Origin of the sequence: Pseudoalteromonas sp. K222D, assembly GCF_017653575.1 — a bacterium.
In the GTDB taxonomy this organism is placed as follows: Bacteria; Pseudomonadota; Gammaproteobacteria; order Enterobacterales; family Alteromonadaceae; genus Pseudoalteromonas; species Pseudoalteromonas nigrifaciens.
In genome coordinates this window covers 88,836-111,359 of record NZ_JAGGDL010000007.1, presented here as the reverse complement: position 1 = coordinate 111,359, position 22,524 = coordinate 88,836, and the positions used below count along the sequence as shown (strand labels likewise).

The following is a 22,524-nucleotide window of genomic DNA, read 5'->3' as shown; positions in this document are numbered from 1 at the left end:
GCCGACTATGAAACTAACTTATACAACAGAGCAACAAAATTTCCGTATGGAAGTGCGCCAGTGGCTTGCAGAAAATGTACCTGCAGAAAAACTGCCCACTTACGACACCAAAGCAGGCTTTGAGCTGCATCGTCAATGGGAGCGCAAGCTACATAAAGCGGGTTTTTCTATGGTTATGTGGCCTAAAGAATATGGCGGCCGCGGGTGTAACTTAATCGACTGGCTTATTTTTGAAGAAGAATATTACGGCGCAAGTGCACCTGGGCGAGTAAATCAAAATGGCCAGCTATTACTTGGATCTACTTTACTTGAATTTGGTACGGAGCAACAAAAAGCGCACTTTTTACCGCGTATGGCATCAAGTGAAGACATGTGGGCGCAAGCCTGGTCGGAACCCAATGCTGGCTCAGATATGGCCAATATTAGTAGTAAAGCAATTCTTAATGGCGACCATTACATTGTGAATGGCCAAAAAACCTGGTCTACCCGTGCTACTTATGCCGATTGGGCATTTGGCTTGTTTCGCTCAGAAGCAGGTTCGCAGCGCCACCATGGTTTGTCTTTTTTAATGGTACCGCTGGATGCACAGGGCGTAACTATTCGCCCAATTAAAGCGCTGGATGGCGAAGATGCCTTTGCAGAAATATTCTTTGATAACGTCAAAGTACCGGTTGAACACCGCATAGGCGAAGAAGGCAAAGGCTGGCATGTGGCAATGGCAACGGCAGGTTTTGAGCGGGGTTTGTTGCTGCGCTCACCGGCGCGTTTTCAGCAACCTGTGCGCAAACTAGTACAACTGTACCGGGATAACAAAGCGGCTGCCGATCGCGACCCAGCCATTGGTGCTGCGGTGGCTAAATGTTGGGCTGATGCAGAAGCCTATGCGTTGTCGGCTTACAACACTGTAGGACGTATTAGTCATGGCGATAAAATTGGCGCTGAATCGAGCCTAAATAAAGTGTTTTGGTCAGAGCTAGATTTGCTCATTCATCAAACGGCGATGGATATTTTGGGTACTTGTGGTGAGTTACTCTCATCGGCACCACTTGCCGAGGAGCATGGTTATTGGTTAAACGGCTTTTTATTCTCTCAAGCTGGGCCAATTTATGCGGGTGCCAATGAAATTCAACGAAATATTGTTGCTGAGCGTATGCTTGGCCTACCTAGATAGCGAGTGAAACTATGGATTTTACCTTTACTGAAGACCAATTAATGTTTCGTGAAGCTATCAGCCGTTTTTTAATGACTGAAGCAGCACCAGAAACACTACGCGAAATATGGGAAACCGACGCGGGTCGCTCTCCCGAATTAAGAAATAAAATGGCAGAGCAAGGGCTTACTGCGCTATCGGTGCCGGAGCAGTTTGGTGGTTTGGGAATGGGCGATATAGCGTGGTCATTAATGACTCAAGAGCTAGGTTATTACGCTATTCCTGATTCGCTTGCCGATACGGCTTATGTAGGCAGTGGCGTATTTTCAGCCCTTGATGATAGCGTGGTTTGTAAAGCTGATTACTTAGCTAAAATTTGTGATGGTGAGCTGCGCTTAGCTATTGGCCATCAATGCAGTGAGCTGGTATCGGATGCACATTTAGCGCAGGTGCTACTTATGCAACACGCTGATGAAGTGCATTTAGTACCGTGTGAGCAAGTGGATAACGTCGTTAATTTAAGTATTGATTCGTCGCGCCGCTTATCGCAAGTAACTTGGCAGCCAACAGCCGAAACCTGTATTGCACAGGGCGAGGCGGGCAAAAAAATATGGAATGACACGCTTAATCGCGGGGCGCTCTCGGTTGCTGGGCAATTACTCGGTTTAGCGCAGCGCATGCTCGATTTAACCGTTGATTATAGTGTACAGCGTAAACAGTTTGGCAAAGCAATTGGTAGCTTTCAGGCTGTTAAGCACCATTTGGCTGATGTAGCAGGAAAAATTGAAATTGCAAAACCAGTACTGTATCGCGCGGCGTGTTCACTAGAAAATAACCACCCTTTAACAGACGTGCATGTTTCACAAGCGCGTAATTTTTGCAGCGAAGCAGCCGCACTTGCAGCGCGCCACGGGATTCAAATCCACGGTGCTATGGGTTATACCTGGGAAGTAGACCTGCAAATGTTTATGAAACGCAGTTGGGCATTAAACAACACCTGGGGTGACAGTATTTTTCATCGTGCACGAGTGCAAGATTATGTACTTAACTCTGATGTCGATTTGGCTCCTTCTAAAACTTTTGAGGCGATACTATGACCCATGCATATATTGTAGACGCACTGCGTACACCTACAGGCAGACGCAAAGGGGGCCTTGCCCATGTGCATGCCATAGACTTAGGTGCAGCAGTATTAAAACCTTTGGTTGAGCGCAATAACATACCAGCAGAAGATTACGATGATGTGATTTTTGGCTGTGTAGACACGATCGGCTCGCAAGCAGGAAACATTGCCCGCACCAGTTGGTTAGCGGCGGGACTAGCAATGAATGTACCGGGTACAACGGTTGATAGACAATGTGGCTCATCGCAACAAGCCGTGCATTTTGCTGCGCAAGCGATTATGAGCGGCACGCAAGATGTGATAGCGGTAGGGGGCGTGCAAACAATGACGCAAATTCCTATTTCGTCAGCAATGCTTGCCGGGCAACCACTTGGCTTTAGTACGCCATTTGCAGAGAGTAAATTGTGGCATGCCCGCTTTGGCGATGCGCCGGTAAATCAGTTTTATGCCGCTCAGCGCATTGCTGAACATTGGGGTATAAGCCGCGCCGATATGGAAGTGTTTGCGCTAGAAAGTCATCGCCGTGCATTAGCAGCCGCAGCAGAGGGACGCTTTGATCGCGAAATAGTGGCGATTGAAGGATTAACATTTGATGAAACACCTAGAGAAAGTAGTTTGGCTAAAATGGCAGAACTTGAGCCGGTTGACCCTACTTACCCAAGTATTACCGCAGCGGTTTCGAGCTCAGTGTGTGATGCATCAGCAGCAATGCTTATTGTGTCTGAGCGCGCATTAAAAAAATATAACCTGACCCCAAGAGCGCGTATTCATCATGTTAGTGTGCTGGGAGATGATCCTATTTGGCACCTTAGAGCACCTATTCCAGCTACTATCGCGGCATTAAAAAAAGCGAATCTTACGCTTGATGATATTGATTTAGTAGAAATTAATGAAGCGTTTGCCTCTGTAGTAATGGCATGGCTAAAAGAAACCGGTTACAGCCATGAAAAAACTAATGTTAATGGTGGTGCCATTGCACTGGGCCACCCCCTTGGCGCTACCGGCGTGCGCTTAATGACCGGATTATTACATGAATTAGAGCGTACAGGCGGGCGTTATGGCCTACAAACAATGTGCGAAGGCGGCGGTTTAGCCAATGTCACTATCATTGAACGATTATAATTAAGGAGAAAGGTATGGGTATTTGCCAACAGCGTACAGTTATTATTACCGGAAGTGGCGGTGGATTAGGCCGTGCTTATGCACTTGCCTTTGCCGCAGAAGGCGCCAATGTGGTAGTGAACGACATTCGTCTTGATGCTGCAAAAGCAGTGGTTGATGAAATTATTACTGCCGGCGGTAAAGCAATTGCTAATAGCAGCGATATTACTACCACGGCTACGGCGCAGCAGATAGTAGATGATGCCATTGCCGCTTTTGGCGAAGTGCATGTGCTAGTTAACAATGCCGGCGTACTGCGCGATGGTATGTTTGTTAATTCAGATGAAGACGCCTGGGATATGGTAATGCGGGTGCACCTTAAAGGGCACTTTTGTTTAGCCAATATTTTAAGCCGTCGCTGGCGCGATCAGTCAAAAGCAGGTAACCCAGTAGCTGCACGTATTATAAACACCAGCTCGGGCGCAGGCTTACAAGGCTCGGTAGGGCAAGCAAACTATTCTGCGGCAAAAGGCGGTGTTGCTACGCTTACTTTAGTACAAGCGTCGGAATTGGCGCGTTACGGTATTACTGCTAATGCATTGGCACCGGCAGCACGCACTGCAATGACCGAATCAGCAATGCCTGATCTAGTGAAAAAGCCAGAAGATGATAGCTTTGATGCTTGGGCACCGGAAAATGTAGCGCCGCTGGTTGTTTGGTTAGGCAGTGAGGCATCATCTGCCGTAACAGGGCAAATATTTGAAACGCAAGGCGGGCGTATCTCATTATGTGATGGCTGGCGCACTGGGCCTACTATTGATAAAGGCGCACGCTTAAATGTAAATGAAATTGCCGGCGTGATTGATCAATTAAATGCCCAAGCTGTGGCACCACAAAAGGTATGGGGTAGTAAATAATGACTAAGATAGATTTAGATAGACGACGACTTATACAGGCGTGCGGCGCAATTGGTGGTGCGTCTATGCTAGGTTTATCACTTGCAAGTCAAGCATCGGCGGCTGCAACAGTAAACACTCCTAAACAGCCGCTTGGTGACTACGACAGTTGGGATATGTCGACCATGGCGGATTTATTACGCCAAGGCGATATTAGCTCATTAGAATTAACCGACAGTGCAATTGCAAGGTTTGAAGCAAATGCTGCGCTTAATATGATAGCCGTTAATCATTTTGAGCAAGCGCGTGAGCAAGCACAAAAGTTAAACCAATTAAGCACTGCACAGCGAACAGCTAAAATGGCCAGCGCGCCGCTGTTGGGAGTGCCGTTTGCGCTTAAAGATTTAGGCGTAACTATGGCCGGTACTATTACCACTAATGGTTGTCGTTTTTTTAAAGATAACCGTGTGGCTGAAAATTCAACCTTAGTTAATCGCTATCAAGCAGCGGGACTAAATATTATGGCTAAGCTTACCAGTCCTGAGTTTGGTCAAACGCCTACAGGTGAGTCGAGCTTACATGGCGACACGCTTAACCCGTGGGATACCCGCTATAGCAGTGGTGGCTCCTCGGCAGGCTCTGCAGTGGCGGTTGCCGCGAGAATTTTACCCGCAGCTCATGGTAGCGATGGTGGCGGCTCTATTCGTATACCTGCATCGCATTGTGGACTATTTGGGCTCAAACCAAGCCGTGGCCGGGTGGCATCTGGCCCCACTAACTTAGAAAGCTCAATGGGGTTATCGGTTCATCATGCGCTTACCCGCAGTGTGCGCGACAGTGCATTGCTGCTGCAGCTAACACAAGGGGCAGAGCCAGGGTCGCGTGTTACCCTGCCCAACGATAATATGTTAGCTGCGGTTAACGCCAAACCAAAGCCTCTTAAAATAGCATTAATGCAAAGCCATCCGTTTGGTTACCCTGTGCATCAAGATTGTAGCGACGCCTTAGATAAAACCGTTAAATTACTGACTAGTTTAGGCCATATTGTTGAAGTAGCACAGCCAACCTTGCCACTTGAGCAAATGTTTAACGGCATGGGCATAGCCACTTCAAGCGGTATGCTTAATGCGGTACAAGCTAGAGAATTAAAACTAGGGCGTGCAGCACGCGAAAACGAATTTGAAGCCATTGTTTGGGGACACCTGCAGCGGGCTAAAGAATTTACAGCTCAGCAAATGCTAGCCGCCCGGAGTGCCTTTGATCAAGGCGGGCAAGCTTTTGACGTGTTTTTTAACGACTACGACTTTATTTTGACGCCAGTGACCACAGCGCCACCACCAAAAATTGGTGAACTTAGTTTAAATCAACCCTACGACTCATTTGTGCAACAGGTATTAAAAGCATCACCCATTGCAGCGTTATTTAATATGACAGGTTTACCAGCAATGTCGGTGCCACTGCATTGGAATAAGAATGGCTTGCCAATTGGTGTGCAGTTTGCCGGTGCGTATGGCAGTGAGGCGCAGTTGCTTACGCTGGCCGCGCAATTAGAGCAAGCCGCTCCGTGGGCAGATAAAAGGCCGCCTATATTAAGCTAAGGCACAAAATATAGAGATGCTAAGCAGCAAAAGAGCCAACTAGGCTCTTTTTTAGTTGTAAAGTAGTAACTATACGGCGTTAATTCAGTTGCAGTTAACTATCGTAATGAGTTAGCAGTAGCTGCAATCAGCTTGGTTGTTAAATATTAGGCAAAAAAAAGCCCAGCTAAGCTGGGCTATAAAATATTCTAAGGAGAAGTGCTTAATTTTGGGTTACAGTAAATTGCCCAAAAGTATAAACTTTAAACAAATAAAATGTATTGATTAACACCAAACTCATATTCGAAACAATACTCGACGACATAAGATCTAAGCTAAATGATAAAAATAGCAAACCACAGGCACTAACCGCGGCAATACGCAGTAATGTGAGTTGGTTAATAAAGAATGCACCTAAACCTAGTGCAAGTAATATCGTGTTTAAAAGCCAATCTAGCTCGTTCAGCATGGTAGTTTCAATAGTTCATTTGTTGAAAAAAGGAGCGCCATTATGTTGATCTTTTGCACACCTTTCAACCAAGTAATTTTAAATTTTCAGATTAGTTTTTTTAATGCTAAAAGTAAGCTTTTATTGCCGCAATAATTCCATTATCGGCAATTACTTTATATTTTTGACAGCTTTTTGAGTTAACCGTATCAGTACATAAATAAAGTGCCTTACGCTTACTGTCTAGCTGTGGCTGTAAGTTTGAATCGAGGAGCGTTGCGCCGTAACCAAATACCCCAGGCCAATAAATGCTATTACTCACCATACCTAATTTATGATAACTAAGCAGTGTAGGCTTAGGGATTATAATTATTATAAATAGTAATAGTCCAAGCGTGGTCAGCAAGCTGCTTTTAGACTTTTGCGCTGCTTTATTGTTAGCGCTTGTATTAGCACTTTGTTTAATATTATTAGGCTTTGTAGCCGTACTGCGGTTTTGCTTGTTTTTTGTTGTTTTTGTACTTCTAGGTGCTTTACCTAGTAATGATTGTTTTTTTGTATTTGTAGACATAAAGCAAATCTGGCCTTTTTGGTGTAGTTCTCTATAATAAATAACTGTATTTAAAGCAAATGATAGCATTTGCAAACATTGCTTTTAGCCTATAAGGATCAAATATGAACACGCAGCTTGCAATTTTAATCGTTGATGACGTTAGTACTGTGCGCAGCTTTTTAAGCCAAACATTGATGCATTTAGGCATAGAAAACGTAAAAGAAGCATCAACTGCCGCACAATGTATTAATGAGTGTCGTGCTGCAAATTATAACATGATTTTTTTAGATATAGAGTTACCTGATGGCGATGGTAAAGAGTTAATTGAGCAAATTAATCAACTGAACCCAGAAACAAACGTGGTTATGGTGTCGGCGCACTCAGGGGTTGAAAATGTAAAAGATGCAATTGATAAAGGGGCTAAAGGTTTTGTGGTAAAGCCTTTCTCTCCTAAAAAAATAGCAGCTATGCTGAAAAAGTTTTATCCCGAGCTAGAAGGGGTTTAATAACTTACGCGCCATTTTATTAAAAGCGCTTATTTAAGCGCAACTGCCCTAAATAAGAATATGTGATGATTTTGCTGTATGAATTGGCTACATACCTGTTTAATGCTGTAAATATTAAATATAAAGCAAAAAAAAACCGGCCAAGGCCGGTTTTTATATTCTTGCAAAAACAAATTATAGTGCTTTAATTTTAGCAGCTATGCGGCTCTTATGACGAGCAGCTTTGTTTTTGTGAATTAGACCCTTAGTTGCGTAACGGTCTAGGATAGGTGTAGCAACAGAAAAAGCTTGCTGTGCAGCTTCTTTATCACCAGCTTCAATAGCTACGATTACTTTTTTGAAGTAAGTACGCATCATTGAACGACGACTTGCGTTGTGCTGACGGTTTTTTTCGCTTGTAATAGCGCGTTTTTTTGCAGACTTGATGTTAGCCAAGGTTTGCTCCTAACAATCTTAAATAAAGCTTAAATTAAAGGCCGTGGAATATGCCTGTTTTTATCATGAATGTCAATTTAATTTTGACAATCCAAGAAAAACTGCTCCTTATAACGAACATCAATTTGCCGCTCTAGCAGTTAATATCGACATTGTAACAAAGCATGAGGATTCAGCCTAGTGCTTTAAAGCGATTTATAAAAAAGACTATGGCATAATTACTTATCTTAATGATTTTTAGTGTGGGTTTGCGGTGTCAAAAGGTTTATTTCGCTCCGGTATGATTGTTAGTTGTATGACAATGATATCGCGTATTTTAGGGTTAGTTCGCGATGCGGTTGTTGCAAACCTCCTGGGAGCCGGTGCTGCGGCCGATGTTTTTTTGTTTGCTAATCGAATTCCTAACTTTTTACGTCGTTTATTTGCAGAAGGTGCGTTTGCTCAAGCATTTGTACCTGTATTAAGCGAAATAAAAGAGCAGCAAGGCGACGACAAGGTTAAACTTTTTGTTGCGCAAGCAGCAGGAACCTTAGGCACTATTTTATTAATAGTGACAATTGTAGGTGTGGTTGCGTCTCCGGTTATTGCTGCACTATTTGGCACAGGTTGGTTTATAGATTGGTGGCAAGGTGGCCCTGATGGCGAAAAGTTTGAACTTGCCAGTGCATTATTAAAGCTGACATTTCCGTATTTGTTTTTTGTAAGCCTTGTGGCGCTAAGTGGGGCGGTTATGAATGTATATAACCGCTTTGCTGTGGCTGCGTTTACCCCAGTGTTATTAAATATATCTATTATTGCGTGTGCTATTTTTTTACATGACCAATTTTCGGTAGGTGCATATGCATTAGCTATCGGTGTATTTATTGGTGGTGTGGTGCAATTACTGTTTCAGTTGCCTTTTTTATATCGGGCAAAAATGTTGGCGCGCCCGCGCTGGGCTTGGCAAGACGAAAATGTAAAAAAAGTACGTAAATTAATGCTGCCTGCTTTGTTTGGAGTATCTATTAGCCAAATAAACTTATTGCTCGATACCGTTATTGCTTCATTACTCATGACCGGCTCAATTGCTTGGTTGTATTACTCAGACCGTTTAATAGAGTTTCCGCTGGGATTATTTGGTATTGGTATAGCAACGGTTATTTTACCGGCACTGTCAAAATTACACAGTAGTAAAAAAAGCAGTGATTTTCAGCATACCTTAGATTGGGGGGTGCGTTTTGTAATATTTTTGGGCCTGCCTGCTATGATAGGGTTAATGATTATTAGCCCACTTATTATTACTGTGTTGTTTGATCATGGTGCATTTAAAGAAGCGGGGATTGATCATGTTAAAGCGGTGAGCTTAGGGGTAATGGCTTATTCGGTTGGTTTAGTCAGCTTTATGCTAATAAAAGTATTAGCCCCTGGATTTTACGCCCGCCAAGATACTAAAACCCCAGTGCGCATTGGTATTATTACCTTGGTACTTAATATGGTGTTTAATATAATGCTTGCGCCTTTTATTGGTTATTTAGGATTGGCATTAGCTACTTCAATGTCGGCAAGTTGTAATGCATTTTTGCTTTACAGGCAGCTTAAAAAAGAAAATGTGTATCAGTTTTCGTCAATGAGCTTATATTTTACCCTTAAATGCTTTGTTGCAAGTATTGTTATGGGGTTACTGGTTTGGTTTACCAGCGAGCAGTATAGTTGGACGACTTGGCACTTTAGCGAACAGGTTATTTTACTCCTAGTGTTGCTAGCAATTGCAGGGTTAAGTTACTTTACGCTGTTATTTTTGATGGGTGTGCGACTAAATACGATAAAAAGTGTAGCAATTACTGAATCGAACTAAAAAAAAGATTATAATCGGCAACTCTGCAACTTCATTCAATTTTGAGTTGTGAATTAATAACTCGCTTAAAAAGGCATTGGGTGGCATGGAGTTAATTAGAGGTATACACAATATTCGCTCACAACATTTTGGTTGTGTGCTTACTATTGGTAATTTTGATGGTGTTCACTTAGGTCATGCTGAAGTATTAAAAGGCTTACTTATTGATGCTAAAGCAAATAATTTACCTAGTACGGTAATGTTGTTTGAGCCTCAACCACAAGAGTTTTTTGCTAAAAGTAATGCGCCAGCGCGTTTAACTCGCTTACGAGATAAACTGCTATTGCTCAGCGAGTTAGGTATTGAACGAGTTATTTGTATTAGCTTTAATCAGCAATTTGCAAATATGCATGCAGAGCAATTTGTTAGTGATATTTTAATTAAAAAGCTAGGCGTTAAAGCATTAACGGTTGGTGATGATTTTAGATTTGGCAAGCAGCGACAAGGTAATTTTGACTTACTAGTAAGTATGGGCAAACAAGCGAGCATGGATGTTAAAAGCACCGCGAGTTTTCGCCAATTAAATGCTAGAGTAAGCAGTACTTTAATTCGTGAAGCGCTTGCCGCTGGTGATTTAAGCACTGCAAAGGTAATGCTTGGTCACAACTATGCCATTTCAGGGCGTGTTATACATGGTTGGAAACGTGGCCGAGAGCTGGGTTTTAGAACCGCAAATATAGCGCTTAAACGTCAAGTTTGCCCGGTAAATGGGGTGTTTGCTGTGCAAGCAACCATAGCAGGGAAACAAGTTTATGGGGTTGCCAATATAGGCAATAAGCCCACCTTTAATGGAACTCGTGCCTTATTAGAAGTTCATCTTTTTGATTTTGCACAAGACATTTATGGACAATTTATGCATGTGGAGTTGATTAAAAAACTCCGCGATGAGAAAAAATTCGAGACATTAACACAATTAACGGCGCAAATAGCAACTGACGTTGCCGCCGCTAAGCAGTGTTTTGGTTTAAATTAGGTAGCCGATAGATACGGAATGTAGGATTAATGAGCGACTATAAACATACTTTGAACTTACCGGAAACACCGTTTCCAATGCGTGGCAATTTGGCACAACGTGAACCAAAAATGCTAAAAGCATGGTATGAAGACGACCTATATGGTCAAATTCGCAGTGCTAAAAAAGGTAAAAAAACCTTTATTTTGCATGATGGACCTCCGTATGCAAACGGCGATATCCATTTAGGCCATTCAGTAAATAAAATATTAAAAGATATTATTGTTAAGTCTAAAACCTTATCTGACTTTGACTCGCCATTAGTACCTGGTTGGGATTGTCATGGTTTACCAATAGAGTTAATGGTTGAGAAAAAAGTTGGCAAGCCAGGCGTTAAAGTAACCGCGAGCGAGTTTCGCGAAAAGTGCCGTGCATACGCTAAAAAGCAAGTTGAAGGTCAAAAGGTCGACTTTAAACGTTTAGGTGTATTTGCCGATTGGGATAAGCCTTACTTAACCATGAACTTTGATTTTGAAGCGAATGCTATTCGTGTACTTGGTCGTATTATTGAAAAAGGCCATTTACATAAAGGTGCTAAGCCTGTGCATTGGTGTACAGATTGTGGTTCTGCTTTAGCCGAAGCCGAAGTTGAATACCAAGATAAGCAATCACCAGCAATAGACGTACGCTTTATTTTTAACGACCAAGACGCAGTAGTAAGTGCGTTTGATTTAGCCGATGGTCATAAAGGTACAGGTAAAGTTGGTACTGTTATTTGGACTACCACCCCGTGGACGCTGCCTGCTAACCGAGCAGTAGCAGTACATGCAGAATTAGAATATGCACTAGTACAAGTTGATGACGAAGGTAAGCAGCAACGCTTAATTTTAGGCTCTGAGCTCGTTAAAGATGCCATGGACCGTTTTGGTTTTAATAACTTTCATGTATTAGGTTATGTTAAAGGTGCGGCGCTTGAAAATTTACAAGTAGCACACCCTTTTTATGACTTTAGTGTTCCTGTAATTGTAGCTGAACATGTTACGACCGACTCAGGTACGGGTGTTGTACATACGGCTCCAGGGCATGGTCAAGAAGATTTCGTGGCTGGACTTGAATACAAACTAGAAGTGACTAACCCGGTTGGCGCAAATGGTGTGTACTTACCAGACACTGAGTTATTTGCCGGTCAGCATGTGTTTAAAGCTAACGCGAGCATTGTTGAAGTGCTTAAAGAGCATGGCGCATTAATGCATCACCATGCTATTACGCATAGTTATCCACATTGCTGGCGTCATAAAACGCCAATTATTTTCCGTGCTACACCACAGTGGTTTATTAGTATGGATCAGGCTAATTTGCGTCAAGATTCATTAAACGAAATTAAAAACACGCAGTGGTTACCAGAGTGGGGCGAAAGCCGCATTGCAAACATGGTTGAGGGCCGTCCAGATTGGTGTATATCACGCCAACGCACTTGGGGTGTACCAATTGCATTGTTTGCTGATAAAGACACCGGTGCTATTCATCCAAATACGCAAGAGTTAATTGAACAAGCAGCACAATTGGTTGAAAAGTCAGGTATTCAAGCATGGTACGATTTAGACCCAGCGACACTGTTAGGTGAAGAAGATGCTAAGCAATACATGAAAGTGCAAGACACTCTCGATGTATGGTTTGACTCGGGCGTATCGCATGCGTGTGTTGTTGATGCGCGTGAAGACTTAACTGGTCCTGCCGATTTATACCTTGAAGGTTCTGATCAGCATCGTGGTTGGTTTATGTCGTCTATGATGACATCGGTCGCTATTAACGGCCATGCACCATACCGCCAAGTACTTACTCATGGTTTTACCGTTGATGAAAACGGTCGTAAAATGTCTAAGTCGTTAGGTAATGTTATTTCACCACAAAATGTGATGAATAAACTAGGCGCCGATATTTTACGCTTGTGGGTTGCCTCTACCGATTACACCGCAGAAATGACGGTGTCGGATGAAATATTTAACCGCTCAGCAGATCGTTACCGCCGAATTCGTAACACTAGTCGTTACTTATTAGCTAACCTAAATGGTTTTGATCCAAAAACAGATCAAGTAGCTGTTAATGATATGGTTGAGCTTGATAAGTGGATTGTTGGCCGTGCAGCACAATTACAAACAGAAATTTTAGCTGCCTACGATAGCTACCAAATGCTGTTAGTAACGCAAAAGCTAATGAACTTTTGTACCGGTGAGCTTGGCTCGTTCTATTTAGACGTAATTAAAGACCGCCAATACACAGCTAAGAGTGACAGCCACGCACGTCGTTCTTGTCAAACAGCGCTGTACCATATTGCTGAAGCAATGACGCGTTGGATGGCACCAATTATGAGCTTTACTGCTCAAGAAATTTGGGAAGCATTACCGGGTGAGCGTAGTGACTACGTATTTACATCAACCTGGTACGAAGGCTTACAAGCTCCTACTAACAGCCAATTTAGTAACGATGATTGGTTAGAAATTCTAACAGTGCGCGATGAAGTAAACCGCCTATTAGAAGCTGCACGTAAAGAAGAAGTGATTGGTGCAACGCTCCAAGCAACTGTTAATTTATATACAGGCAAAGCGCTCGCAGCTAAATTATTAGCACTTGGCGACGAGCTGCGTTTTGTATTTTTAACATCTGCAGTAAACGTAACCGAAGTTGATAGCCAGCCGGCAGATACACAAACTACCGAAATTGATGGTCTTTATATTAGTGTTGCTGCAACCGACGCACAAAAGTGTGAGCGTTGTTGGCATTATAGCGCTGATGTAGGTGTTGAGCCTGCTCACCCTGAAATTTGTGGACGCTGTGTAAGCAATGTTGACGGTGAAGGCGAGCAACGTCAATTCGCTTAGGAGTTAATTAGTGAGCAAACTAGCCCAAAAAAGTGGTTTAGTGTGGCTATGGTTAAGTCTACTGCTGTTAGTAGTAGACTTTGCTAGTAAAACACTTGTTGTAAGTAGTATGGCTTATCAAGAGTCGATTAATTTACTGCCTGTTTTTAGTATTACTTATGTACATAACTACGGTGCAGCTTATAGTTTTTTAAGTGATGCAGGTGGTTGGCAACGTTGGTTTTTAAGTGCTATTGCAATTGCTATTAGTGGATTGCTGGTGTGGTGGTTAAAACGCCTGCCAGCAACTAATAAAGTATTATGCGCTGCCTATTCATTGGTACTTGCCGGTGCAATTGGTAACTTATACGACCGTATTGCATACGGTTATGTAATTGACTTTATACACGTATTTTATAAAAACTCACATTTTCCGGTATTTAATGTTGCAGATTGCGCTATTTGTATTGGTGCAGCATTATTATTATTTGACGCCTTTACAGGCGAAAGTCCGAAGGAGCATAAAGCATGAGCCAAGCTGTAATTGGTGAAAACTCACAGGTTATTTTTCATTTTTCTATTAAGTTAGAAGATGGCTCTGCTGCCGACTCAACCAAAGTGCATAACAAGCCTGCTAAATTAACTATGGGCGATGGTAGCTTAACAGCTAACTTTGAAAAGTGCTTATTAGGCTTAAACGCAGGTGAGAGCAAAACCTTTGAGCTAGAACCAGAAGATGCATTTGGTCAGCCAAATCCAGATAACATTTACTATGTTGATCGCAGTAAATTTGGCCCAGAAACCCCAGCTAAAGTAGGCGCTATAATAGCGTTTACTCAGCCTGATGGTACCGAGCTTCCGGGTTTAGTACGCGAAGTGCAAGGCGAGTCGGTAACGATTGATTTTAATCATCCGTTAGCGGGTCAGCGTTTAACCTTTGAAGTAGATATTATTGAGGTGCAAGGTTAATGGAAATATTACTAGCCAACCCACGAGGCTTTTGCGCAGGGGTTGATCGCGCTATTAGTATTGTTGAGCGCGCTTTAGATATTTTTGAAAAGCCAATTTACGTACGCCACGAAGTGGTGCATAACCGCTATGTGGTTGACGGCTTAAAAAGCCGCGGTGCGGTATTTGTCGAAGAGCTTGATCAGATACCTGACGACAGCATAGTTATATTTAGTGCGCATGGCGTATCGCAAGCGGTACGCACCGAAGCAAAGCGTCGTGACTTAAAAATATTTGATGCGACCTGCCCACTGGTTACTAAAGTACATATGGAAGTAACCCGTGCGAGCCGCAAAGGCATAGAGTGTATTTTAATTGGCCACCAAGGACACCCAGAAGTTGAGGGCACCATGGGGCAGTATGGCAATGACGAGGGCGGTATTTACCTGGTAGAAACCGTAGAAGACGTAGCTAAGTTGAATGTAAAAAATGCTGACAACTTATTTTACTGCAGTCAAACAACGCTCTCGGTAGATGATACTGCTGATGTAATTGATGCGCTGCGCGCTAAGTTCCCTGCTATTGATGGGCCGCGCAAGGATGATATTTGTTATGCAACGCAAAATCGTCAAGACGCCGTTCGCGACTTAGCCGACAAAGTAGACGTGTTGTTAGTGGTTGGCGCTAAAAACAGCTCTAACTCAAATCGTTTGCGTGAACTTGCCGATAAAATGGGCACTAAAGCTTATTTAATTGACGATGCCACAAACGTGCAAGAGTCATGGTTTACTGGTATTAATGCTGTTGGGGTAACCGCAGGAGCATCAGCACCTGAAGTGTTAGTGCAACAGGTTATAACCCGCTTAAAAGAACTTGGTGGCAATCAAGTTACTGAAAATCCTGGCGAAGAAGAGAACATTGTATTTGCTGTTCCTATTGAGCTGCGCTAATCTGAATTAAATATATATTTAATTAATTAGCTTAAAAGGGAGCCGTTATGAGCAAATCGCCACAAGTGGATGGGTTGCTTTTTTCGGCTCTTTTTAATGAGCGAGGCGTACTTGCCTCGTTAGTTGTATCGCAAGTTGTTGCTATTGTTCTGGCTTTTGCACCCAATGTAGAAGATGATATTTGGCTTCGCCTTGGAATAATAAGCTTATTTTTACACTTAATAGTGTTAGTCAGTACCTCTTCTTTATACTTCTGTAGATTTTTTTTACAAAAACGTACTCAAACTTTTCAGTTAAGTGTGTTTTTTGTCTTGTTTTTATTATTCACATGCATTTTTAGTATTTTATTTTCTCATTTTGCTTTTGATATAGATGATACAAATAGCCTAATTTATTTCACACTTCGTAATTGTATTATAGTGGCTTTATTGGCTGCTTTATTCGTCCAGTTTTTATTAATTCATTTTGAAAAAGAGCAGCAAACTAAAGCGCTTGCCCGCGCAGAGCTTGATGCGTTACAAGCACGTATTCGCCCACACTTTTTATATAACAGTTTAAATACCGCTGCAGAGCTTACCCATCATGATGCAACCGCAGCTGAGCAGGCTATTTTAGCTTTAGCAGCTTTATCGCAAGCGGCAATGCGCTCAGGGCAAAGTGTGCCATTAGAGGACGAAATAACCCTTAGCAAGCAATATGTTGCACTAGAAACATGGCGTTTTAGCAGCCGCTTAAAGCTCGATTGGCAAATACCCAATGAGCTTCCTGCGCTTAATATTCCCTGTTTAACTTTGCAGCCTTTAATTGAAAATGCCGTTTGCCATGGCGTAGAGCCTAGCGAAACAGGCGCTGTAATTAAAGTTGAGCTGCATGTTACAAGTGGCTATTTAACTATTATAGTTACTAACCCAATAACCGCGGCAACCTCTAAAACTCGGCCAAGTAACGGCATGGCACTGGAAAATATTCGCCAACGACTTAATATTTATTACAAGGGTAAAGCGCAGCTTACTATTGCTAATAAAAATGGCGTATTTAGAGTAAAAGTAGTGATCCCTAAACATATTGAGAGTCAATTATGAATGTAATTATTGTTGATGATGAACCCTTAGCTAGAGCGCGTTTAGTACGTTTATTGGCGGCTCAAAATATAGTTGTACAAAATGAAGCGAGCAATGGTGCAGAAGCACTTGCGTTAAGTAAAGTAAACCAGCCTGACTTAGTGTTTTTAGATGTTGATATGCCGGGTATTAATGGCTTGGAGGTAGCAAGTGAGCTTAACAAACTTGCAGTTCCACCCGCCATAGTATTTATTACCGCCCACCCTGAGCACGCGCTAGACGCATTGCAATTAAATGCGGCGGGTTATTTGGTAAAGCCTGTATCGGCGCAATCATTACAAAAAGTAGTTGAACAACTTGGGCGCTTAAATAAAGTACATATACAAAAACAACAAACAACAAAAATTACGTATCAGCTCGCGGGCACATTAAAAAGTATAGAAATGGAGTGTATTTATTATTTTGCTGCTGAAGAAAAATATACAAAAATGGTATTTAAAGGGGGCAGTGCGCTTATAGAGCAAAGTTTAAAACAATTAGAAACCCTTTATCCCACACATGTTTTAAGAGTACACCGCAATACGTTAGTAAATAAAAATAAGGTGGTTGCTCTGCACTCATTAAGTAGCGGTAGCCATGCTATTGAACTACAAAACTGCAAAGAGCTGTTAGTGGTTAGCCGCCGTGAGTTAAAAACAGTTAAATCTACCTTGTGTTAACTCATTTACTAAAAAGCTACTTTGGTAAATGCAGAGTTTATTAACCGTTTATCAACAAAATCAACCGTTAGTCTTAGTAGTTCTTGAATCTATATTTTAATTGCATACACTTATAATCAGATAATATTTATTTGGTTTTATTATGTATTCACACCTAATTAAGCGACGCAAAGGCTTCACTTTAATAGAAGTACTTATTGCCTTTATCATCCTCAGTTTTGGCTTATTAGGTGCCGTTGCACTGCAAGCAAAAGCTAAACAAGCCAGTTTTGACTCTATGCAGCGTGCTGCTGCAGTTGCACTTGGTAATGATATTGTGCAGCGTATCCGTGCTAACGATACCATTACGTCTATTAAACTTTATGGTTCTTATAACGGCAAGGAAGCAATAAAAAGTGATAGCAAGGAGACCGAATCATCAGCTTGCTTTAATAGTAGCTGTGGCTCCGAAGGTATAGTGGGTTTGGATGTCGTGCAATGGAAGCGCGCTATTAGCGCACGTAATAATACAGGCTCTTTAGATGATGCCACCATATGTATAAAGTCTACCTCAGAAGATGGCACTGGCGGGAAAGGATTCAATATTGAGGTAATTATATCATGGCAAGGGCGGCAAGAATTTACAGCAAACACAGATACAGGAAAAGTTACCTGTGGTGATGACCCTAACAATAAACGTCGATTAGTGGTATTAACTAGCTATATTTATGTGAGGAGCTAGCATGAAACAAACAGGTTTTACGCTCATAGAAGTAATGATTTCACTATTTATTGGTGGCTTGATCCTCGGCGGTGTTATGTTTACTTTTATTAGTATGAAAGTAACCACAAAAGACACTATGACAATTGGTGAGCTTCAAGAGTCAGGACGTTTAGCAATTAATATAATGCAGCGCGATATTGAGCAAATTGGTTTTTGGGGTACATTTTATGATGACTCGTTCACTGCAGCAAATACAACCGTTTCTGCAACGACTACAGGTGATTGCTCTGAGGGGGCTAATAACGGCAGTTTCCCAGATTTAACCAGTAGTAGCAATTTTAGAACTATATATGCTAAAAAAGCAGAGGGCACTAAAGATCCTAAAGAGCTTAAATGCATTGAAGATGCAATTAAAAATACCGATATTTTACAGCTAAAATTTTTACAAGGTAAGCAACTAATAGTAGGGAGCCTCGCCGACGTTCAAGCTAACGTAAATTACTTTATCGCGGAACAAGAGCAAGCACAATTTTTTCGTAGTATACCAGGTACACCAGGTACACCAGGTGCATTAAATATAAATACGACAGTGTGGCCCTATAGTCATCATGTATATTACATATCTGAGCAAGAATATGTTGTCAACAATAAAAAATTTAAAGTACCCATTCTAAAACGACAACGTTTGGTGGGTGATAGCATGGAGGAAGAAACAATTATGGAGGGTGTTGAAAACATGCGCTTTGTATTTGGCTTAGACACTACCAATGATAGCCGAGTAGATACTTACCGCAGCATTAAAGACATGAACCCTACTGATTGGGAAAATCGAAAAGGTATTTTAACAGTACAGCTATTTTTATTGATTAGAGCGTTGCAACCCGATCCTGGAGTTAAAATTAAAAATCAAACATATATACTGGGTGAAGGTAGCGATAAACGAGAGCTAACATTTACCGATAACTACAGGCGTACGGTATTTACTACCACTATTCGTTTAAATAATGTGGGGGCTAACTTATGGCGCATTTAAAAAATATACCGAATAAACAGCAGGGCGTGGTGCTTATAACAGCATTAATTATGGTAATAGCCGTAACTGGTATTGCGGTTACCCTCATGAGCAGTAGTACAATTGATATTAAAATTACCAATGCAGCGCAAGAGCGAGAAGTTGCTGAAAATGAGTTAATTGGCGAAGTGCAGCGGATGATTTCGGGCGAAGCAAATAAGGGAGCAGGCAATCAGTTTTTTTTATCGCCAGACGAAGTAACCAGCATTGCATCAGGCGATGAGAGTGGCATGGTAATAGCTAACCATAATGGCATGAAAAGTAAAATGATTAACTTAAATAAAGGGGCGCTCAATTTAGAATGCCCGCGCCGATTTAATTTTACCGCAGGAGTATCCTGCAATATGGTGCAAGTAGCTACCACTATAGACTATGGCCCCAAGATTAAAAATTCACCGGCTAATGAGATGAAATATTCACTGACGATTGTTACAGGTATAGCTCAAGAAATGGCTAGCACAGGTAAGGGAATTTAAAATGAAGTTTAAATTAAATGCAGTGTTAGCCTCATTGGTGGGGTTGGCCATAAGTATGTCGGTTATTGCTGAAGATATAGAGCTTTATGTAAATTATAATGTTGAGACAAAAGAAAAACCCCGGGTCATGATGATTTTTGATACATCTGGAAGTATGGCCTGGGACGTTACTGATGGTAAGCAATGCTATAAAAGAAATAGTAATGGTTTCTATCAAAGTGAGTGTTTTAAAAGTAAAGCGAGTTACACTTGGTACCAGCAGTGTTATAAATCAGTGAACGGATATGCAGAGCCTGTATGTGAAGATAGCCGCTTACAGGTTGCACAAAATGCGATTAAACAATTAGTAAATGACAACGAAGATATTGATTTTGGACTAATGCGCTTTGATGGGGATAACGGTGGTTATGTTTTAGCAAGAGTAGGGGCCGACAAAAAATCCTTGCTAGAGAAAATAGAAGAGTTACCTGCAAACGGTGCAACGCCTTTGACTGAAACATTATGGGAAGCTTATTTATACATAACAGGCCAAAAAGTATATTACGGTAATAATACAAATGACCGAGACAAAACAGCCGAATCTTCTGGGTATTATAAATCGCCGTTTATCCCAGTTACCGGTGAGCCACTTAGATGTGATAACAGTATTAATATCATCTTAATGACTGATGGAGACCCAAGTAATGACTCCAACAGAAATAATGATATTTACGATCTTCATCGCGACTATTTTTCTGAAAACCCGCCTATTGTTAGTAATAGTTATTTAGCAGCCCTAGCTAAAATAATTCATGGTACTGATGATGTGGAAGTCGATTTATATAAAAACACTAAGAATGTACTTGATATAGGCCGTGTATTCCCTATTGGCTTTGGTACGGGTATGAGTGATTCTGGTAAAAATTTACTAACTGAAACTGCTGATTATGGCGGTGGTCAATATTTGCATGCAAATACTGCAGCGCAGTTGTCGGATGCACTTAAAAATACAATTTCGCGCATTCGCGAAGTGAACGACAGCTTTTCATCGCCATCTGTAGCAAGTAACAACGTAGATCAAACCCGTAGCCGCGATGCTATCTATTTTGCGATGTTTTATCCCGAAACCGGTGCGCGTTGGCGTGGCAATCTAAAAAAATTAAAAGTTTCGGGTGATCAAATAGTTGATTCAACGGCTAAGGGAGCGCTGGATGATAATGGCTTAATTAGCAAAGATGCAAAAACGTTCTGGCTGCCAAGTAATCAGCCTGCAGATGGTAACGCAGTAGCGCAGGGTGGGGTTAATTTACATTTAACTACTTTAGATACCCAAAGCCGTAACCTATACACCGAGAACCAAGGAGCGCTTGTTAAATTTAGTCCTACAGTAGTAAATGATATTCTTAATACTACTCCAGATAATACACTTAGCTTAGCAAGTGATGATATAAAATGGGCGATGGGGGTTGATGTTGATGATGAGGACAGAGACGGCTCAAAGCAAGACCAACGACAAGATATTTTTGGCGATCCGCTGCACTCTAAACCTGTAGCAATTGATTACGGTAATGATGACGTTCGTTTGCTTATTGGCACCAATGCTGGCTTTTTACATATGTTTAAAGACGCAGGTAATACAGTGAGTGAGAGTTGGGCGTTTATTCCCTCTGCGCTATACAAGATTATTAAACCACTGCGTGAAAACCAGGCTGAAACTAAAGTTTATGGCATGGATGGAGCAATCAGTGTTTATTTTAGTAATAGTTTAAACAGTGAAGGATTGAATGACGGCATTATAGATGCAGGCGAAGGCAGTGATGATGAAGTATGGGCTTTTGCAGGAATGCGCCGTGGTGGTAAAAACTACTATGCACTAGATATTACAGCACCAAATGCTCCGAAAAAACTCTGGGATAAACCAATTGAAGGCGGGAAAGGTGACTTTACTGAACTTGCTCAAAGTTGGTCTAAGCCACAAATAGCGTATATTAAAGCGTTTGGTGATAAACCTTTATTGGTATTTGGTGCAGGTTACGACACTAACAAAGATGCGGCTATTCGTAGTGAAGACACTAAAGGCCGTGGTATTTATATTATTGAAGCGGAAACCGGAAAGCGTGTGTGGGCTCTCACTCCAGAGATTAACGGCTTTAAAGGTAAACACAGTATTGCAGCGGATGTAACCGTGCTTGATTCTGACTACGATGGTTATATAGATCGTATTTATGCGTCAGATACAGGTGGTAATATTTGGCGGATTGATATGCCGGGCAGTGATATTAGTGAGTTCAGCCATTTTAAATTAGCTGAGCTAGGTAGTGAACGTGCTACCCAAGATAGGCGCTTTTTTTACAAGCCATTAGTTGCGCGCACTATGTTTAGTAAAGTAACTCAAACCACCGAAAAAGGGGAAGTAGTTACCACGCGCTTAGATACACCTTACGATGCCATAGTTATAGGTAGTGGCAATCGCTCTAAGCCAACTGATACTAATGAGCAAGATCAGTTATTTATGATTAGAGATGAAAATACCGTCACTAAGTCATTTTTAACCAAAGCGCCAGCTACTATTGTAAAAGAAGACTTAATGCAAATAAACCATGACCCATTCGGTAATGCGTTAGATAATGTCGAGAAGTTTGTTGAGCTAGAAGCAGATTTAGCAAACGTTAAAGGTTGGCGGTATGAATTAGCAACCGGTGAAAAATCACTTGCCGCAGCTACAGTTGTGGGTGGAGTGGCTTATTTTACCTCGTTTACTCCGGCTTCAGATACAGCAACAGTAAATCAGTGTTCACTTAGTGGTGGTGGAGGCTCACTGTATGCGTTTCATTTACATTATGGCACTAAGGTGTACGATGAGCTGAAGTTTGCTACTAGTTACGATGTACCCGATACACCACAGTTATACTTTGGTGAGAACGAAGTTGGAGAAAGTCAGTTTTATTTAATTGGCCCTGGGATAAAAGGGAAAGATGCTCAAAACCCAATGAGACCAGTGGATGTTATTGGGCCGGGGTTAAAAGTAGTAGACGGAAAAATACAATTAGTAAATAAGGAGTCTGTCGGTTTTGGTTTTAAAACCCAGCAAACTTACATTTATAAGCGCGAAGAAAACGACGAAATCAAATCTAATTAAGATGA

21 protein-coding genes are annotated in these 22,524 nt (G+C 41.8%); 18 read left to right on the top strand and 3 right to left on the bottom strand.

Features of this window, described 5'->3' with window-relative positions; genetic code table 11:
* Window positions 1–7 precede the first annotated feature (7 nt).
* From J5X91_RS05960 to J5X91_RS05940, 5 genes are read left to right on the top strand one after another with little or no spacing between them, the layout of a single operon-like run.
* Entirely contained in the window at window positions 8–1,171 is a 1,164-nt protein-coding gene (locus J5X91_RS05960; protein WP_208834239.1) for an acyl-CoA dehydrogenase family protein, read from the top strand.
* An 11-nt stretch (window positions 1,172–1,182) separates the two neighbouring features.
* Complete coding sequence (locus tag J5X91_RS05955; protein WP_208834238.1) at window positions 1,183–2,247, top strand: acyl-CoA dehydrogenase family protein; 1,065 nt, start codon at window positions 1,183–1,185, stop codon at window positions 2,245–2,247.
* Entirely contained in the window at window positions 2,244–3,395 is a 1,152-nt protein-coding gene (locus J5X91_RS05950) for an acetyl-CoA C-acetyltransferase (protein ID WP_011327600.1), read from the top strand. Before J5X91_RS05955 ends, J5X91_RS05950 begins: the two co-directional genes overlap by 4 nt.
* A 14-nt stretch (window positions 3,396–3,409) precedes the next feature.
* The gene (locus tag J5X91_RS05945; protein WP_089367919.1) at window positions 3,410–4,291 is read left to right on the top strand and encodes an SDR family oxidoreductase; all 882 of its coding nucleotides are present in this window, start codon (window positions 3,410–3,412) and stop codon (window positions 4,289–4,291) included.
* Window positions 4,291–5,868, top strand: coding sequence for an amidase (locus tag J5X91_RS05940; RefSeq protein ID WP_208834237.1), 1,578 nt, complete (start codon window positions 4,291–4,293; stop codon window positions 5,866–5,868). Before J5X91_RS05945 ends, J5X91_RS05940 begins: the two co-directional genes overlap by 1 nt.
* Window positions 5,869–6,070: 202 nt before the next feature.
* Here J5X91_RS05940 and J5X91_RS05935 read toward each other — a convergent pair whose 3' ends face one another.
* Window positions 6,071–6,316: a hypothetical protein gene (locus tag J5X91_RS05935; RefSeq protein WP_011327603.1), complete on the bottom strand. Its 246-nt coding sequence runs from the start codon at window positions 6,314–6,316 to the stop codon at window positions 6,071–6,073.
* A gap of 106 nt (window positions 6,317–6,422) precedes the next feature.
* Window positions 6,423–6,866, bottom strand: a complete 444-nt coding sequence (locus J5X91_RS05930) for a hypothetical protein (protein WP_041454670.1) — start codon at window positions 6,864–6,866, stop codon at window positions 6,423–6,425.
* A 104-nt stretch (window positions 6,867–6,970) separates the two neighbouring features.
* Here J5X91_RS05930 and J5X91_RS05925 point away from each other — a divergent pair, with 104 nt between their 5' ends.
* Window positions 6,971–7,354, top strand: a complete 384-nt coding sequence (locus J5X91_RS05925; RefSeq protein ID WP_011327605.1) for a response regulator — start codon at window positions 6,971–6,973, stop codon at window positions 7,352–7,354.
* A 174-nt stretch (window positions 7,355–7,528) separates the two neighbouring features.
* On the opposite strand, the gene rpsT is transcribed toward J5X91_RS05925, so the two are convergent.
* Window positions 7,529–7,789, bottom strand: coding sequence for a 30S ribosomal protein S20 (rpsT, locus tag J5X91_RS05920; RefSeq protein WP_002958225.1), 261 nt, complete (start codon window positions 7,787–7,789; stop codon window positions 7,529–7,531).
* Window positions 7,790–8,042: 253 nt separating this feature from the next.
* On the opposite strand from rpsT, the gene murJ reads away from it, so the two are divergent.
* The 12 genes from murJ (at window position 8,043) to J5X91_RS05860 (ending at window position 22,519) form a co-directional block, all read left to right on the top strand.
* Window positions 8,043–9,623 carry a murein biosynthesis integral membrane protein MurJ gene (gene murJ, locus J5X91_RS05915; RefSeq protein WP_254910748.1) on the top strand — a complete coding sequence of 527 codons (1,581 nt, stop codon included), beginning with the start codon at window positions 8,043–8,045 and terminating at the stop codon, window positions 9,621–9,623.
* Window positions 9,624–9,708: 85 nt separating this feature from the next.
* Window positions 9,709–10,635 carry a bifunctional riboflavin kinase/FAD synthetase gene (ribF, locus tag J5X91_RS05910; protein WP_011327607.1) on the top strand — a complete coding sequence of 309 codons (927 nt, stop codon included), beginning with the start codon at window positions 9,709–9,711 and terminating at the stop codon, window positions 10,633–10,635.
* A 29-nt stretch (window positions 10,636–10,664) separates the two neighbouring features.
* Complete coding sequence (gene ileS / locus J5X91_RS05905) at window positions 10,665–13,493, top strand: isoleucine--tRNA ligase (protein WP_208834236.1); 2,829 nt, start codon at window positions 10,665–10,667, stop codon at window positions 13,491–13,493.
* A 10-nt stretch (window positions 13,494–13,503) separates the two neighbouring features.
* Window positions 13,504–14,004 carry a signal peptidase II gene (gene lspA / locus J5X91_RS05900; RefSeq protein ID WP_011327609.1) on the top strand — a complete coding sequence of 167 codons (501 nt, stop codon included), beginning with the start codon at window positions 13,504–13,506 and terminating at the stop codon, window positions 14,002–14,004.
* Window positions 14,001–14,441: an FKBP-type peptidyl-prolyl cis-trans isomerase gene (gene fkpB / locus J5X91_RS05895; RefSeq protein ID WP_011327610.1), complete on the top strand. Its 441-nt coding sequence runs from the start codon at window positions 14,001–14,003 to the stop codon at window positions 14,439–14,441. The genes lspA and fkpB overlap by 4 nt, the downstream gene beginning before the upstream one ends.
* Window positions 14,441–15,370, top strand: coding sequence for a 4-hydroxy-3-methylbut-2-enyl diphosphate reductase (gene ispH, locus J5X91_RS05890; protein WP_086997376.1), 930 nt, complete (start codon window positions 14,441–14,443; stop codon window positions 15,368–15,370). The genes fkpB and ispH overlap by 1 nt, the downstream gene beginning before the upstream one ends.
* A 47-nt stretch (window positions 15,371–15,417) precedes the next feature.
* Window positions 15,418–16,452 carry a histidine kinase gene (locus tag J5X91_RS05885; RefSeq protein ID WP_208834235.1) on the top strand — a complete coding sequence of 345 codons (1,035 nt, stop codon included), beginning with the start codon at window positions 15,418–15,420 and terminating at the stop codon, window positions 16,450–16,452.
* Window positions 16,449–17,150, top strand: coding sequence for a LytTR family DNA-binding domain-containing protein (locus tag J5X91_RS05880; protein ID WP_208834234.1), 702 nt, complete (start codon window positions 16,449–16,451; stop codon window positions 17,148–17,150). The genes J5X91_RS05885 and J5X91_RS05880 overlap by 4 nt, the downstream gene beginning before the upstream one ends.
* 142 nt (window positions 17,151–17,292) lie before the next feature.
* Window positions 17,293–17,871 (top strand): type IV pilus modification protein PilV, encoded by a 579-nt coding sequence (pilV, locus tag J5X91_RS05875; RefSeq protein ID WP_208834233.1) that lies wholly within the window; start codon window positions 17,293–17,295, stop codon window positions 17,869–17,871.
* A gap of 1 nt (window position 17,872) precedes the next feature.
* Window positions 17,873–18,886 (top strand): PilW family protein, encoded by a 1,014-nt coding sequence (locus tag J5X91_RS05870; RefSeq protein ID WP_208834232.1) that lies wholly within the window; start codon window positions 17,873–17,875, stop codon window positions 18,884–18,886.
* Window positions 18,874–19,401, top strand: a complete 528-nt coding sequence (locus tag J5X91_RS05865) for a pilus assembly protein PilX (RefSeq protein ID WP_208834231.1) — start codon at window positions 18,874–18,876, stop codon at window positions 19,399–19,401. The genes J5X91_RS05870 and J5X91_RS05865 overlap by 13 nt, the downstream gene beginning before the upstream one ends.
* A 1-nt stretch (window position 19,402) precedes the next feature.
* Entirely contained in the window at window positions 19,403–22,519 is a 3,117-nt protein-coding gene (locus tag J5X91_RS05860) for a PilC/PilY family type IV pilus protein (RefSeq protein ID WP_208834230.1), read from the top strand.
* Window positions 22,520–22,524 lie beyond the last annotated feature (5 nt).